Annotated in this window: 15 protein-coding genes; 6 read left to right on the top strand and 9 right to left on the bottom strand. The window is 71.8% G+C overall.

The genetic code is table 11. The annotated features are described in order from the left end of the window. Positions 1-57: 57 nt before the first annotated feature. The gene (locus AB0927_RS16150) at positions 58-786 is read right to left on the bottom strand and encodes a hypothetical protein (RefSeq protein ID WP_366668212.1); all 729 of its coding nucleotides are present in this window, start codon (positions 784-786) and stop codon (positions 58-60) included. Positions 787-870: 84 nt separating this feature from the next. Then, positions 871-1,206, bottom strand: a complete 336-nt coding sequence (locus tag AB0927_RS16145; RefSeq protein WP_366668211.1) for a hypothetical protein — start codon at positions 1,204-1,206, stop codon at positions 871-873. A gap of 109 nt (positions 1,207-1,315) precedes the next feature. On the opposite strand from AB0927_RS16145, the gene AB0927_RS16140 reads away from it, so the two are divergent. The 4 genes from AB0927_RS16140 to AB0927_RS16125 all read left to right on the top strand — a co-directional run bounded on the left by AB0927_RS16140 (position 1,316) and on the right by AB0927_RS16125 (position 5,469). Continuing rightward, on the top strand, positions 1,316-1,660 hold the full coding sequence (locus AB0927_RS16140) for a hypothetical protein (protein ID WP_366668210.1): 345 nt from the start codon (positions 1,316-1,318) through the stop codon (positions 1,658-1,660). Between the two features lie 221 nt (positions 1,661-1,881). Next, the gene (locus tag AB0927_RS16135; protein WP_366668209.1) at positions 1,882-3,129 is read left to right on the top strand and encodes an Ig-like domain-containing protein; all 1,248 of its coding nucleotides are present in this window, start codon (positions 1,882-1,884) and stop codon (positions 3,127-3,129) included. Positions 3,130-3,260: 131 nt separating this feature from the next. Continuing rightward, a complete protein-coding gene (locus AB0927_RS16130) occupies positions 3,261-4,742 on the top strand; it encodes an ABC transporter permease (RefSeq protein ID WP_366668208.1) in 1,482 nt (493 codons plus the stop codon). A 43-nt stretch (positions 4,743-4,785) separates the two neighbouring features. Then, on the top strand, positions 4,786-5,469 hold the full coding sequence (locus AB0927_RS16125; RefSeq protein ID WP_366668207.1) for an ABC transporter ATP-binding protein: 684 nt from the start codon (positions 4,786-4,788) through the stop codon (positions 5,467-5,469). A 17-nt stretch (positions 5,470-5,486) separates the two neighbouring features. Here AB0927_RS16125 and AB0927_RS16120 read toward each other — a convergent pair whose 3' ends face one another. After that, positions 5,487-6,386 carry a helix-turn-helix transcriptional regulator gene (locus AB0927_RS16120; RefSeq protein ID WP_366668206.1) on the bottom strand — a complete coding sequence of 300 codons (900 nt, stop codon included), beginning with the start codon at positions 6,384-6,386 and terminating at the stop codon, positions 5,487-5,489. 183 nt (positions 6,387-6,569) lie between these two features. Here AB0927_RS16120 and AB0927_RS16115 point away from each other — a divergent pair, with 183 nt between their 5' ends. Beyond that, positions 6,570-7,610, top strand: a complete 1,041-nt coding sequence (locus tag AB0927_RS16115; RefSeq protein WP_366668205.1) for an NAD(P)-dependent alcohol dehydrogenase — start codon at positions 6,570-6,572, stop codon at positions 7,608-7,610. Between the two features lie 66 nt (positions 7,611-7,676). Here AB0927_RS16115 and AB0927_RS16110 read toward each other — a convergent pair whose 3' ends face one another. From AB0927_RS16110 to AB0927_RS16100, 3 genes are all read right to left on the bottom strand, one after another. Next, positions 7,677-8,777: a hypothetical protein gene (locus tag AB0927_RS16110; protein ID WP_366668204.1), complete on the bottom strand. Its 1,101-nt coding sequence runs from the start codon at positions 8,775-8,777 to the stop codon at positions 7,677-7,679. An 88-nt stretch (positions 8,778-8,865) separates the two neighbouring features. Beyond that, positions 8,866-10,503, bottom strand: a complete 1,638-nt coding sequence (locus AB0927_RS16105; protein WP_366668203.1) for a M48 family metalloprotease — start codon at positions 10,501-10,503, stop codon at positions 8,866-8,868. 210 nt (positions 10,504-10,713) lie between these two features. Further along, positions 10,714-11,832 (bottom strand): hypothetical protein, encoded by a 1,119-nt coding sequence (locus AB0927_RS16100; protein ID WP_366668202.1) that lies wholly within the window; start codon positions 11,830-11,832, stop codon positions 10,714-10,716. A gap of 189 nt (positions 11,833-12,021) precedes the next feature. Between AB0927_RS16100 and AB0927_RS16095 the strand changes: the two genes are divergently transcribed. Continuing rightward, positions 12,022-13,176, top strand: a complete 1,155-nt coding sequence (locus AB0927_RS16095; RefSeq protein WP_366668201.1) for a cystathionine gamma-synthase — start codon at positions 12,022-12,024, stop codon at positions 13,174-13,176. A gap of 100 nt (positions 13,177-13,276) precedes the next feature. Here the strand turns inward: AB0927_RS16095 and AB0927_RS16090 are convergent, their stop codons facing one another. The 3 genes from AB0927_RS16090 to AB0927_RS16080 all read right to left on the bottom strand — a co-directional run bounded on the left by AB0927_RS16090 (position 13,277) and on the right by AB0927_RS16080 (position 14,647). Then, positions 13,277-13,525, bottom strand: a complete 249-nt coding sequence (locus tag AB0927_RS16090) for a hypothetical protein (RefSeq protein WP_366668200.1) — start codon at positions 13,523-13,525, stop codon at positions 13,277-13,279. A gap of 34 nt (positions 13,526-13,559) precedes the next feature. Beyond that, positions 13,560-14,063, bottom strand: a complete 504-nt coding sequence (locus AB0927_RS16085) for a sigma factor-like helix-turn-helix DNA-binding protein (protein WP_366668199.1) — start codon at positions 14,061-14,063, stop codon at positions 13,560-13,562. Between the two features lie 98 nt (positions 14,064-14,161). Beyond that, entirely contained in the window at positions 14,162-14,647 is a 486-nt protein-coding gene (locus AB0927_RS16080) for a MarR family transcriptional regulator (RefSeq protein ID WP_366668292.1), read from the bottom strand. Positions 14,648-14,808 lie beyond the last annotated feature (161 nt).

Raw genomic sequence — 14,808 nt, 5'->3', positions numbered from 1 at the left:
GGGACGAAGAAGGACGAAAAGAGGGGCCCTGTCGCCGGACGGGGCCCCTTCCTCACCTCACTTGAGCCTGGTCTCCTGCGCCTTCACGACCGCCGGCGTCACCGTGTACGCCTTCTTGGCCATCATCGCGCCCAGGTTCGTCGTGACGTAGACGGACAGGGTGGAGCCGTGCCGGTCGACCTCGGCGTGCACGGGCGCCGCGTCCTGGCCGTCGCTCTCGTCGCCCTGGACCTCCGCGGCGAACGCCACCGACGCGTCCCCGCCGCCCGTCGGCTTCTCCTCGGTGACCTTGCTGAACTTCGCCTCGCTGCCCGCCTGCCGGCCGGTGAATCCGCCCGCGCACGCCTTCAGGGCGGCGGACAGCGACTTCAGGGCCTGTTCGGCGCCGTCCCCGTCGTACGAGGCCAGCGTCACCAGGGTGACGTCCCGGTCCAGGGACTTCTGCATCGATTCCTCGAACTTGTCCTCGTCGAGGTCTTCCAGGTTCGTCGGCTTGGCCGAGGGCTGCTTCTTCGCGTTCTCGGTGGCCATGCGGTCGGTGCTGGCCGGCGCGTCGGTGGGCGCGAGCCCGCTCATCACCCGGGCCAGGGGGTTGCAGGTCGCGTTCTCGGTGGTGATCCGCCGGGCCTTGGCCTGCGTCACCGGACCGACCTCGTAACCGGGCAGTTCATCCTTGGTGACGATCAGCTTCTTCAACTCGGCGGCGTTCAGCGCCTTCTTCCCCGAGGAGCTGTCCGACGCTCCGTCAGAACAGCCTGTGACAAGGGCGAATGACAGCGCGCTCACAGCGACAGCGGCGCACAGTCGCACGCCCGTTGATCTCTTCATGATCAAACTATGTAAGCTCTGTGAAAGATCAGTCAAGAGATATTAAAAACCCAGGCGTTCGCGACGCACCGAATAGACCACGAACCCGGCGCCCAGCGCGAGGAACAGGCCGCCACCGATGACGTACGGCGTGGTGTCCGGGCTTCCGGTGTCGGCGAGTTGGGCGCCGGCCGCCGTCCCCGTACCGGTTCTGGTGGCCGCCGCCGTCACCACGTCGGCCTGTTCGGTGACGGGCGCGGAGAAGGTCGAGACGGAGCCGACCGCAGTGTCCCGCGCCGGTCCCTCCTGGGACGCGTTCGCGGACGGGACGAACCACAGGGCACACAGCAGGGTGCCCGCGGCGGTGGCGGTCAGCAGCGGGCGGCGAGCGGATGACACGGAATATCGATCCCCTTGTGACGCTGGCGAATTGGCCGTGTGAGGCGATGTTAGTGAAAGGCGCGGGTCACGGGAAAGTCACGGGAGGTTTCGGCCGTACGCTCCCGCCATGAGCGAAGAAGAGACATCACGTTATGTGCGGCTTCGGGTGGAGCTGGTCGTCGAGGTGCTGGACGACGACGAGGTGGCCAAGGCCGCGCTGAACCGGCTCGCCGCCGACACCGAGCTGCCGGAGGCCGAGCGAGGCCAGGCAGAGGGCGCTGTGACGGAAGACACCGCGGAGGCCCTCGCCTATCTCGTGGACCCGTTCGACCTGGTCAGCGAGGTGCCCGGGGTGGAGCTGCAGCAGGCCTCCTGGTCGAGTGAGCGGATCGATTACGACCCGGACTCGCCCGAGTGGGACATCGACGGGGATGATGGGGCGGACGACGACGAAGAGGACGGCATCGGCTGAGCGGCCCGGGGCACTTCACACCCCGGACGACGGCAACCGTCGTCCGGGGTTTCGTCGTCTCGGTCAGACGCACGGCCGATCACACACCACCGCCCGACGGCGAAGTGGTGTGCCCCACAGAACCGGTGGATCCGGAACGGGACGAACCGGCCGTAGCGTTGGAGGTTCTTACGGGGACTCTCGGGGTTATCTGCGACTCGGCAACGATGGAGAAGCTTGTGATGACGGACGGTAAGCGGCGCAAGGGCCTGATGGCCGCGTCCGCTCTGCTCGGCGGTGTGCTGATGCTCTCGGCCTGTTCCGGAGGGGACAAGGCCTCGGCCCACGGCAACGGCGAGTCGTCGCAGGCCCAGGCGGACGCGGCGGCGGCCAAGAAGTCGTCCGAGGCGCAGATCGCGGTCACGCCGAAGGACGGCTCGGACAACGCGTCGATCAACAACTCCGGCATCGTCACCGTCAGCAAGGGCACGCTCACCGGCGTCACCATGGCCACCGAGGACGGCAGGGCCGTCGCCGGCCAGCTGTCCGCGGACAAGCTGAGCTGGAAGCCGTCCGTCCAGCTGGCGCGCTCCACCACCTACAAGATCGCCGCGACGGCCAAGGACTCCCAGGGCCGCATAGCCCACGAGAACGCGTCCTTCACCACCGTCTCCCCGGCGAACAGCTTCATCGGCACCTTCACCCCCGACAACGGCGCGACCGTCGGCGTGGGCATGCCGGTCTCGATCAACTTCGACAAGGCGATCACGAACAAGGCGGCCGTGCAGAAGGGCATCGCGGTCACCTCCAGCAGCGGCCAGGAGGTCGCCTGCCACTGGTTCAACGCCAACCGCATGGACTGCCGCCCCCAGGACTACTGGACGGAAGGCTCCACCGTCACCCTGAAGCTCGCCCTCGACGGCGTCCAGGGCGGCAACGGCATCACCGGCGTCCAGCAGAAGACGGTCACCTTCCACATCGGCCGCAACCAGGTCTCCTACGTGGACGCGAAGACCCACCAGATGAAGATCACCCAGGACGGCAAGGTCGTCAAGACCATCCCGATCTCCGCCGGCGCCCCCGACCACACCACGTACGAGGGCCAGATGGTGATCTCCGAGAAGTTCAAGCAGACCCGCATGAACGGCGCGACCGTCGGCTTCACCGACGACGACGGCAAGGGCGAGTACGACATCAAGGACGTCCCGCACGCCATGCGCCTGACCACCTCGGGCACCTTCATCCACGGCAACTACTGGGGCGCCCCCTCGGTGTTCGGCAGCGTCAACACCAGTCACGGCTGCGTCGGCCTCCAGGACGCCAAGGGCGCGAACGACCCGAACACCCCGGCCGCCTGGTTCTACGAGCACTCCCTGATCGGTGACGTCGTGGTCGTCCAGAACACCGGCGACAAGACCGTCTCCCCGGACAACGGCCTCAACGGCTGGAACATGGACTGGGCCCAGTGGAAGGCCGGTTCGGCCGCCTGAGCCGCGCCCCCCGACAGCTCGTCGAGTGCCGCCCCCGCGGGGGCGGCACCGCTGTTTGCGGGGGGATTTTTTTATCCCTTTTTTAGGGTGGGCTCAGTGTGCCGTCACGGGGCGTTCCTAGCGTGCGGCGCATGTTCTTCACCTACCTGAGGCGCGAACTGCGCCGCCGCCGGAAGGCGGCGCTCGTCGTCGCCTCCGGCCTCGCGCTGGGCATCGCGCTGGTCATCGTGGTCAACTCCGTGGCCAGCGGCATGGGCAAGGCCCAGGACAAGGTCCTTCAGTCGCTCTACGGCCTCGGTACCGACATGACGGTCACCAAGGCGGCCACGCCCACCGCCGCCGGCTCCCAGCAGCCCCGCTTCCAGTTCGGCGCGCGGGGCGACGGCGACAAGTCGACGCAGAGCAGCGACCGGGTCCGGGTGCAGGGCTTCACCACCCTCGCCTCCTCCACCGTCTCCAAGGTCTCGGGCCAGCAGGGCGTGTCGGCGGCCGCGGGCGGACTGAACCTCTCCGTGGTCAAGGTCAGCGGCACCTTCACCCGCGGCCAGTTCCAGCAGAACGGCAACGGCGGCGGTGGCGGCTTCGAGCGCGGCGGCTCCGGCCGGCCGCAGGGCGAGGTCAAGGGCGGCGGCGCGGACTTCGGCATCAACCAGTACACGGTCTACGGCACCGACGTCACCCGGACCGGGCTCGGCCCGCTGACCTCGTCCAAGATCACCAGCGGCCGCGGTTTCCGGACCACCGAGACGAACGCCAAGGTGGCCGTGGCCGACTCGGCCTACGCCAAGGAGAAGAAGTACAAGGTCGGCTCCACCGTCACCATCAAGGACACCAAGTACACGGTGATCGGCATCGCCACCGCGGACAGCGGCGACCCGGCGGCCAACCTGTACATCCCGCTGAAGCAGGCGCAGACCCTCGCGGGCGAGAAGGACAAGGTCACCACGATCTACGTGCGGGCGACCGACTCCCAGCGGATCGACTCCGTCAAGAGCACCATCCAGAAGAACGTCTCCGGTACGACGGTCACCACCTCCTCCGACCTCGCCAAGACGGTCTCGGGCTCCCTGTCCACCGCCTCCTCGCTCGCCACCAACGTCGGCAAGTGGCTGTCGATCGCGGTCCTCGTGGCCGCGTTCCTGGTCGCGGGCCTGCTCACCTCCTCCGCTGTCTCCCGCCGCGTGCGTGAGTTCGGCACCCTGAAGGCGCTGGGCTGGAAGTCGGGCCGGGTCACCCGGCAGGTGGTCGGCGAGGCGATCGTCAACGGCCTGGTGGGCGGCGTCCTCGGCATCGCCCTCGGCCTCGCGGGCGCCTACGTCGTCAGCGCGATCAGCCCGACCCTGCAAGCCCAGCTCGGCGCGAGCGGCAGCGGGTTCGGCGGCGACCGGCCCGGCGGCGCGGGCTTCGGCGGCGGTGCAGGCTTCGGCGGCGGTGTCGGCCCCGGCCGGCAGGCGGCGAAGTCCCTGCAGGTGGCCCTGACTGCCCCGGTGAGCCTGACGACGATCCTGCTGGCGGTGGGCCTCGCGGTGGCGGGCGGCCTCATCGCGGGCGCCTTCGGCGGCTGGCGCGCGTCCCGGCTCCGCCCGGCGGACGCGCTGCGGCGGGTCGAGTAGCGCCGCGCGACCGCCCTCCCCGAAAACCCTCCCAGGAGCCACCATGTATGAACTCAAGAACGTCACCAAGCGCTACACCCGGGGCAAGGAGACCGTCCACGCCCTCGACGGCGTCGACCTGACCATCGGCGACGGCGACCGCCTCGTCATCCAGGGCCCCACCGGCGGCGGCAAGTCCACCCTGCTCCAGATGCTCGGCGGCCTGGACCGCCCCACCTCGGGCGAGATCGTCCTGGACGGCACCGACCTGGCCAAGCTCGCCGAGGCCCGGCTGACCCGGGTCCGCAGCGAGAACATCGGCTTCGTCTTCCAGTCCTTCAACCTCATCCCCACGCTCACCGCCCAGGAGAACGTGGAGACCGCCCTGGTCCCCCTCGGCGTCAAGACGAAGGAGCGGCGCGAACTCGCCGCCGACGCGCTCCGGTCCGTCGGCCTCGGCGAACGCCTGGGGCACCTGCCCGGCGAGATGTCCGGCGGACAGCAGCAGCGCGTCGCCATCGCCCGCGCCCTGGTGAAGAAGCCCAAGGTGCTGCTCGCCGACGAGCCGACCGGCAACCTCGACGAGAGCACCCGCGACGAGATCATGGACGTACTCGAACAGCTGTGGCGGGAGCACGGGCTGACCTTCGTCATGGTCACCCACGACTCCACACTCGCGAAGAAGGCCCCCCGGGTGGCCACCATCCGCAAGGGGAAGATCACGGTCAAGGAGAACGCGGGCGCCTGAGATCCGGCCGGCCGGGGCTACGCGGACGTCCCCGCGCGGGTGGCGTCCGTGCCCCAGCTGGCCAGCAGCCGCAGGGACTCGGCGGAGCCGGAGCCGGGTTCCGCGTGATAGGTGACCAGGCACTGGTCGGTGCCGTCCGACATGCGGAAGGACTCGAAGTTCAGGGCGAGGTCGCCCACCAGCGGGTGGTGCAGCCGCTTGACGCCGTGGCTCTTCTCCTTGACGTCGTGCGTGGCCCACAGCCGGCGGAACTCCTCGCTCTTGACGGAGAGTTCACCCACCAGGGCGGACAGCCGCGGATCGTCCGGATAGCAGCCCGCGTCCATCCGCAGCGCGCAGACGATGTCGATCGCCTTCTGCTCCCAGTCGATGAACAGGTCCCGGTACCCGGGATTGAGGAACACCAGCCGCGCCCAGTTGCGTTCGGCCACCGGCAGCCCGGCCCAGTCGCCGAAGACCGCCGCCGCCATCCGGTTCCAGGCGAGGATCTCCGAGCGCCGGCCCACGATGTACGCCGGCACGCCGTCCATCGTGTCCAGGAGCTGCCACAGCGCCGGCCGCACCTGCTGCTGCCGGGCCGCGGGCCTCTTCTTGTGCGACTTCGGCTTGGCCAGATGGGTCAGGTGCGCGTGCTCGGCGTCCGTGAGCCGCAGGGCGCGGGCGATCGAGTCCAGGACCTCCGCCGAGACGTTACGGCCGTTGCCCTGCTCCAGGCGTGTGTAGTACGCCACCGACACCCCGGCCAGCTGCGCCAGTTCCTCCCGGCGCAGCCCCGGTACCCGGCGGTGCCGGCCGAAGTCGGGCAGTCCCACGTCCTCCGGCTTGAGCCGGGCCCGCCGGCTGCGCAGAAACTCGCTGAGCTCGGCCCGCCGGTCCAGGGGCGGGCCGGTCACGGCGGCCTCCCGCTGTTCGTCCATACCGCAAGTATCCGTCGCCCCCGCTGGTCGTAGACCTGCCAGCCTGATCCCGCCAGTGGTAGGCACGGCGGACGTACGCAAAGGCGTGGACTGGGTGCTTCGCGGGAGACAAGGCACTCTTGGGGATGTGCTCGGTGGAAAAGCAGCCGGGCACGTGCCACACCTTGTGAGGGAGACCCCGTCATGACCACTGTTGCCGCGTACGCCGCGCCCGCCGCGAAGGCCCCCCTGGAGCGCACCGCCATCGAGCGACGGGCGGTAGGCGAGTTCGACGTCCTGATCGACATCAAGTTCGCCGGTATCTGCCACTCCGACATCCACCAGGTCCGCGAGGGCTGGGGCAAGGCGACCTTCCCGATGGTGCCGGGCCACGAGATAGCGGGCGTCGTCGCGGAGGTCGGCTCCGGCGTGACGAAGTACGCCGTCGGCGACCGCGTGGGCGTCGGCTGCATGGTCGACTCCTGCCGGGAGTGCGACAACTGCAAGGCCGGCCTCCAGCAGTACTGCGAGAAGGGCTGCACCTGGACGTACAACGACACGGACCGGGACGGCACGCCCACCTACGGCGGTTACTCCCAGAAGGTCGTCGTGGACGAGAACTACGTCGTCCGCATCCCGGAGGGCCTCTCCCTCGACGTGGCCGCGCCGCTGCTGTGCGCCGGCATCACCACGTACTCCCCGCTGAAGCACTGGAACGCCGGCCCCGGCAAGAAGGTCGCGGTCGTCGGCCTCGGCGGCCTCGGCCACATGGGCGTCAAGATCGCGCACGCGCTGGGCGCGGAGGTCACCGTCCTCTCCCAGTCCCTGCGCAAGAAGGACGACGGCCTGAAGCTGGGCGCCGACCACTACTACGCCACCAGCGACCCGAAGACCTTCGAGGACCTCAAGGGCACCTTCGACCTCATCCTCAACACGGTCTCGGCCCCCCTCGACTTCGCCGCCTTCCTCTCGCTGCTGCGCACCGACGGCGCGATGGTCAACGTCGGCCTCCCCGAGGAGCCGGTCCAGATCGTCCTCCAGTCCCTCTTCGGCAACCGCCGCAGCCTCAGCAGCTCCGGCATCGGCGGCATCCCGGAGACCCAGGAGATGCTGGACTTCTGCGCGGAGCACGGTCTGGGCGCGGAGATCGAGCTGATCGCCGCTTCCGAGATCAACGACGCGTACGAGCGGGTGCTGGCCAGCGATGTGCGGTACCGCTTCGTGATCGACACCGCGACGATCTGAGTCCTGGCGCCCGGTCACCCGCCGCAGCCGAGCGGCGGGTGACCGGGCGCGGGTCCGCGGCCCCGGTCAGGCGGCGTCCGGCACCGCCCCCACCGTCTCGTTCCGCACCCGGCAGTAGTACGACGCCGCCCCGTCGCCCCGGTAGCTCCACGGCAGGGCGTCCACATGGCCGTCGACCAGCCGGAACTGCTCCAGCGCCGCCTCGTGCCGGTCCTGGAGGTGCAGGTAGTAGGCGAGCAGGTGGCGCAGCTGGGCGAGGCCGGGGCGGTCGGGGTCGCCCGCCGCGCAGGCCGCCGCGTCGGCGAGGCCCGCGTCGACCAGGGCGAGCATCTCGGGGGTGCTGTCGGCGGCGACGTCGGTGGTCTCGTCGTGCTCGAAGTGCGCGATCAGCGGCAGCACCGTCAGCAGGCTGCCCGGCGGCGCGGCCGCGACCGCGCGCTCCGCGAACTCGAAGGCCAGTTGCTTGGAGCCGCGCCACTTCGCGCACCAGTACTGGAGCGCCGCGTAGTGCGCGCCGTAGTGGTGCGGGGCGCGGCTCGTGATCCGCTCCCACAACTCGTCCATCTCGGCGTGCGGGTAGCCGAGACCCAGCCCCACCCAGATCTCCACGATGTACGGCGTCGGGTCCCCGGGGTTCAGCTCCGCCGCCCGCGCGATCTCCTTCCGGGCGGCGGACAGCATGCGATGGAACCCCTCGAACTGCTCCCGGCTCGTGTGCTGGGCCCGCTGCGCGCCCCGCAGCTCCCACGCCAGGTACACCGTGCTCTGCGCCCTGACCACGGCCGCGTCCGGGTCGTCCGGGCGCGCCGCCTCCCAGGCCAGCAGCCAGCCGTCCTCCTCGGCCGCGAGCGTGCCCAGCTCGGCGGTGATCGCCGAACGGCGTTCCCAGTCACGCCCGTTGGCCCGCAGCAGCGCGGCCGCCGGCGCCCAGTCGCCGCCGCGCGCCGCCGTCAGCGCGGCCGTCCACGCGGCGGGCGGGGGCGCGGCGTGCTGGGTGTCCTGGCGTTCCGCGGGCAGCAGGCCCAGCCGCTCGGCGGCGAGCGCCGTCGCGTCCGGGTCGGGCGGGCTCGGGGAGAACAGCTCCTTCACGAACACACCGGTGAACCAGACGGCGGCGATCACCACGGGCAGGGCCAGGACGGCCAGGATCCAGAGCAGGACGGTCATCTGTGAGTGCGGTCCGTTCCTCGGTTCGGGGCAGGGCAGTGCAGTGCAGGGCAGGCGAATGGTGCCGGGAGGTTCTCGGGGCGGCGGTTCAGACGGGCTGGGGCGCCGGGGGCAGCAGGGCGCGCAGGGCGGTGGTGTCGGGGTGGTCCGCGAGGGCCGCGGTCAGTGCCGACTCCAGGGCCTGCGCCGGAGACTCCCCGGCACCGCCGGCCGCCGGGTCCTCGCCGGGCAGCCGCACGACGGCCGGGCCGGACCAGGAGAAGTCCCAGGTCAGCAGCGAGCGCGCGCTGAACTCGGCCAGCACCATGTTCCGCAGCGACCGGTGCAGCACCGGCCGGGCGAACTCGCGGAACGCCCGCCCCCGTGCCGCCTTCGCCTCCGCCGACAGGGGCAGCCGCTCCGCGAGCCGCCACAGCCCGCCCGCGTCCACGAGATCCAGCAGCGCCGCCAGCGTCGCCGGCTGCCCGGTGTGGGCGGCCAGCGCCTGGTGCAACGGGGTGCGCGCCGACGACAGGCCCGAGGCCATCGAGGCGTTCAGCAGCTCCGGCCAGCCGGTGGCGCGCCCGTAGCCCAGCACCTCGTCGGTCAGGACGGCGTCCTCCAGCACGGCCAGGGTGCGCGCCGGGTCGGTGAGCACGGCGAGCGCCGGGCCCGTCGCCTCGCGGGCGCGGCCGTCGGCGGGCAGCGCCTCGATCCGCCGCACCCGCTCCGCGATCGGCGGGTGGGAGTCGTACGGCGACGCCGGCTCCTCTGGCAGCTCCCGGCGCAGTCCCTCCAACTCCTCGGTACGCGCCGCCAGCAGTGCGCCGAAACCGCCGAAGAACTCACCGCGCGGCGGCAGCAGCCGGGCCCCGAGCCCCAGCGTGGCGTAGGAGTCCAGGTAGAAGCCGTGCGAGGCGGCCAGCACCGGGATCTCCCGCAGCGTGGCGGCCATGGCGTCGCGCCCCGCGATCCGGGCGGCGACCTGGTCGGCGGCGAACTCCTGCGCCCGCGCCGTGGACAGCGAGGCGCGCAGGTAGAGCTTGGCGTACTGGTTGTAGATCGACGCCATCATCCGGTACGTCGCCCCGGAGCCCGACGTGTCGACCTTCTTCGCCTTCTTGCCCTTCGTGACCCGCCTGGCCGCGGCCTGTTCCTGCCTGGCCCGCTCGGCGGCCACCTTGCCGTCCGCTCGCTCGTTGAACTGCGCGATGACCCGCCCGAGCTGCACCCGGCCGCGCACCACCAGCGCGGACAGCCGGGTGTCGCCCCCGGTGAAGTGCCCGTACTCATGGGCGAGTACGGCCCTCAACTGTGCCTCGGTCAGCCCGGTCAGCAGCGGCACGCCCAGGTAGAGGCGGCGCGGCCCGGGGAGCAGACCGAGCAGCCGCGGGTCCTCGCTGACCGCCGCGTTGACCTCGCCGGTGAGCCGGATCCGGTCGGGGGCGCGGGTGCCGGCCGCCGCCGCGACCTCGCGCACCAGCGCCCACAGCCGGGGCTCGTCGGCCTCGGTGACGTCGATCCCGGGGCTGTCCTCGCCCTTCGGGGTGCGCAGCATGAACATGCCGCGCACGACGGGGATGGCCAGCAGCACCGTGACGAAACCGAGCTTCGCCACCGCCGGGCCGTGCCCCCACCGGAAGGCGGCGACGTCGGCACCGGCCAGCGCGGCCAGCAGGACCAGGCTCAGCAGATAGAAGCCGAGCAGCAGCACAAGAGCACGCAGCGCGCGCAGAGTTGCGCCCATCGGGCGGATCCCCCCACAGGACCTCGGAAACGGAAAACGGGACGGGTGCAGCACGGGAGCGCGACGGTCGCCGGCGCGCGCGTGGTGCGGTGTGGGGGGATGCCGGAGTATGCCCTACCGCAGGTCAGGAGGGCAATGGGGTTTCTGTGGGTGCCCTGTGACCGACGCGGCGGCGGGGGCCTGTGACGGCGGGAGTGACGGCGGGGCGGGTCAGCCGGGCAGGCTCGCCGGGCTGCCCCCGTTGGCCTCGTACCCCGCCACCGCCAGCGCGCGGAAGACGGCGAACTCGGCCGCCGGATCGGCCGCCAGCGTCCAGGGCAGGGCGCCGACATGGCCGTCGACGCGTATCAGCTCGTGCATGGCCTCAGCCCAGCGCTCGGCGCGGACCAGGAAGAAGACCAGCAGGTGGCGGACGTGCGGCAGCGCCGGGTCGGTGGCCGAGGCCTCGTGCGCCGCGTGCAGCGCGCCCTGGATCGCCTTGGTGATGACCTCGCTCTGGTAGAGGCTCAGCACCAGGTTCACCTCGGGGAGGTGCTCGAACACCGCGAACAGCGGCAGCGCGGACAGCAGCGAGCCCCGCGGGGCGCGGGCCGCGGCCGCCTCGGCGAAGGCGTACGCCTGCTCGCGCGAGCCGTGCCACTTCTCGCACCAGTAGGCGAGCGCGGCCAGGTGCGCGCCCATGTGGTGCGGGGCGCGGTCGAGGACCTTCAGCCACAGCCGCTCGAACTCGTCACGGGGGACGCCGAGTCCACGGGCTACGGCCAGTTCGATGATGTGCGGCACCGGGTCGGCGGGCGCCAGCCCGGCCGCCTGCCCGCACACCTCCCGGGCCTCCTCCAGGAGGAGCCGGAAGTCCTCCGAGCCGGCCGTGGACGCCCGCCAGGCCCGCTGCACCAGGAACTCCGCGTGCACGGCGGCACCGCCCGCGTCCTCGGGCCGCTCGGCCCGCCACACCCGCAGCCACTGGCCGCCCGGCGTCTCGTGCACCCCGCCAGGACGCTGTTCGAGCTCCAGCGCGGCCGCGCCGGCCAGGGCCTGCACCCGCTGCCAGCGCAGCTCGCCCGCCGTCTCGGTGCCGGCCAGCAACTGGGCCGCCGCCGTGTAGTCGCGGGTGCGCTGCACCAGTTCCAGCGCGTCCAGCAGGTCCTTGTCCGGGCCGGGCAGGCGCACGTCCAGCTCCTCCTCGCGCAGGAAGCCGTAGTGCGCGGGGTCGGCGGCGTCCGGGTGGTCCGGGTGCACCTGCTCGATCATCCCGCGCCTGCGCCGCACGAGAGGGAGCAGCACGAAGCCCAGCATGAGCAGTGCCAGGGGCAGCCAGAGAATCGCCATGCCCCAAGCGTTCCAGACACCACCGGCAATTGACCAACGCCGCCGTCGGCCTGTGGACAACCTCGCCGCCCGGCCTGTGGACAACTCCGATCCGGAGCATGACACCCGACACAGGGATATCCCTCCGACCGGCACCCGCCGCCACGACCGGGCGCCAGGATCGCGCCGGGCGCACTACGCTCGGTGCACATGAGCGACAGGCACATCAGTCAGCACTTCGAGACCCTCGCGATCCACGCGGGCAACACCGCGGATCCCCTCACCGGCGCGGTCGTCCCGCCCATCTACCAGGTCTCGACCTACAAGCAGGACGGCGTCGGCGGACTGCGCGGCGGCTACGAGTACAGCCGCAGCGCCAACCCGACCCGTACCGCCCTCGAGGAGAACCTCGCCGCCCTGGAGGGCGGCAACCGCGGCCTCGCGTTCGCCTCCGGTCTCGCGGCCGAGGACACCCTGCTGCGCACGCTGCTCACCCCCGGTGACCACGTGGTGATCCCGAACGACGCCTACGGCGGCACCTTCCGCCTCTTCTCCAAGGTCGCCACCCGGTGGGGCGTGGAGTGGTCCGTCGCCGACACCAGCGACCCGGCCGCCGTGCGGGCCGCGATCACCCCGCGGACCAAGGCCGTCTGGGTGGAGACGCCCTCCAACCCGCTGCTCGGCATCACCGACATCGCCGCCGTCGCCCAGGTCGCCCACGACGCGGGCGCCCGGCTCGTGGTGGACAACACCTTCGCCACGCCCTACCTCCAGCAGCCGCTGTCGCTCGGCGCGGACGTCGTCGTGCACTCCCTGACCAAGTACATGGGCGGCCACTCGGACGTCGTCGGCGGCGCCCTGATCGTCTCCGACCAGACGCTCGGCGAGGAGCTGGCCTACCACCAGAACGCGATGGGCGCCGTCGCCGGCCCCTTCGACTCCTGGCTGGTGCTGCGCGGCACCAAGACCCTCGCGGTGCGCATGGACCGGCACAGCGAGAACGCCACCAAGGTCGCCGACATGCTCGGCCGGCACGCCCGCGTGACCAGCGTGCTCTACCCGGGCCTGCCCGAGCACCCCGGGCACGAGGTCGCCGCCAAGCAGATGCGCGCCTTCGGCGGCATGATCTCCTTCCGCGTCGAGGGCGGCGAGGAGGCGGCCGTCGAGGTGTGCAACCGCGCCAAGGTGTTCACCCTCGGCGAGTCGCTCGGCGGCGTCGAGTCCCTGATCGAGCACCCCGGCCGGATGACCCACGCCTCCGCGGCCGGCTCGGCCCTGGAGGTCCCCGCCGACCTCGTCCGCCTCTCCGTCGGCATCGAGAACGTCGACGACCTGCTGGAGGACCTGCGCCAGGCCCTCGGGTAGGACCTGCGCCAGGCCCTCGGCCGGGACCCGCGCCAGGCCCTCGGCCGGGACCCGCGCCAGGTCCTGGCCCGGACGGCACCGGCCGGGTCGTCCGGCCCGGTCACCAGTCGTCCACCGGTGGAGTCGTCTGCGAGGGCGGCTCCACCCACGGGTGGGCGTACGCCGCCCACACCGCGAACGCCACCGCCGCCAGGCCCACCAGCAGCCACATCGTCCGGCGCGCCAGCCGTCCGCGCCGCAGCAGCCGCTCGCCGCGCCGCACCGCGTCCGGGTACAGCTCCGGTGGCACCCGTACCGGCCGTTCGCCCATGACCCGCCGTACGGCGGCCTCCCGCTCGGCCCGGTTCACGCCGGCCTCCCCGTGTTCCGCTGTCTCGGCGTGCTCATGACGGTGCCACCTTCGCGTTCGCCGCCCGCGGACCGGCCGGCCGGACCGGGTGCAGCACCAGGGACGTGGCCCGGTCGCAGACCGTGTGCACGCGTTCCGCGGTCAGTCCGAGCAGCGCCGCCGTCTGCTCCTCGGCGACCCCCTCGTACATCCGCAGCACCAGGACCAGCCGCTCCTGCGGGCTCAGCGCGCCGAGCGGGCCGCACGGGGCCGGCCTGTCGCGGCCGAAGAGGCGGTGCCGGTGCCAGGTCGTGCGCGCGAAGCGGACGGCGAGGAACTGGCGGGCGCAGTCGTACGGGTCCTCGCCGCGCAGCCGGTGCCAGCGGGCGTAGGTGTGGCCGAGCGCCAGCGTCAGCAGGCGCCGCGCGCGCGGGTTGGCGTCCCGCGCCTCCGCGGTGAGCAGTGTGGCGGCATGCAGCAGCCGCCCGGCCGCGCCCGCCACGAATGCCTCGAACTCCTGGGCCCGGCCGTCTTGTCTGGACACCTGCCGATCCCGCAAAACGCCTCCCCGTCACGGGGCCCTGTCCGGTACGGGACAGGTGAATCGCGTACGACGCAGGACCACGGGTCTCATATGAGGCCAGCGCGGGCCGTGGGTCAAGACTCGGGATGCCTCCCCTGGGCCCGCTCCGACAGGGCGTGGTTGAAGCGGGTCAGCAGCGTCCGGAACTGCTCGCGTTCCTCCGGCGCCCAGTCCTCGGTCAACTCGGCCATCAGCCGGCGCCGCGAGGAGCGCACCTCCGCCAGCCGGGCGGCGCCGCGCGGGGACAGCTGGAGCACCACCGCGCGGCCGTCCTCCGGGTGCGAGGTGCGCTTGACGAGGCCGGTGTCGACCAGCGGGGCCACCTGCCGGGTGACCGTGGAGGAGTCGATGCCCATGCCCGAGGCGAGCGCCTTGACGCCCATCGGGCCCTCCTTGTCGAGGCGGTTGAGCAGCAGGTACGCGGCGCGGTCCATGGAGTTGCGCACCTGCCCGACACCGCCGAGCCGCGTCTGTTCGGCTCGGCGGGCGAACACCGCCACCTCGTGCTGGAGGGAGTCGAGAAGACCGGGATCACCGACGGTCGTCATGTCCATCGACATTTCAGGTGTTGTGGGCATGGCCGGAGGCTCGCTTCATGAAGGGCTGCAAGGTTGGGGGACAGGGTACGCGGCCCGGCGCCGGGCCGTACCGGCGCTGCGCAAACCCGTCTTGGCCCTTGGTCGCGTCCGTCGTACGACACGACGAACTGCGATGCTGGAGA

The organism is Streptomyces sp. NPDC048106 (assembly GCF_040706415.1).
In the GTDB taxonomy this organism is placed as follows: Bacteria; Actinomycetota; Actinomycetes; order Streptomycetales; family Streptomycetaceae; genus Streptomyces.
This window is presented reverse-complemented; position numbering and strand designations above follow the sequence as displayed.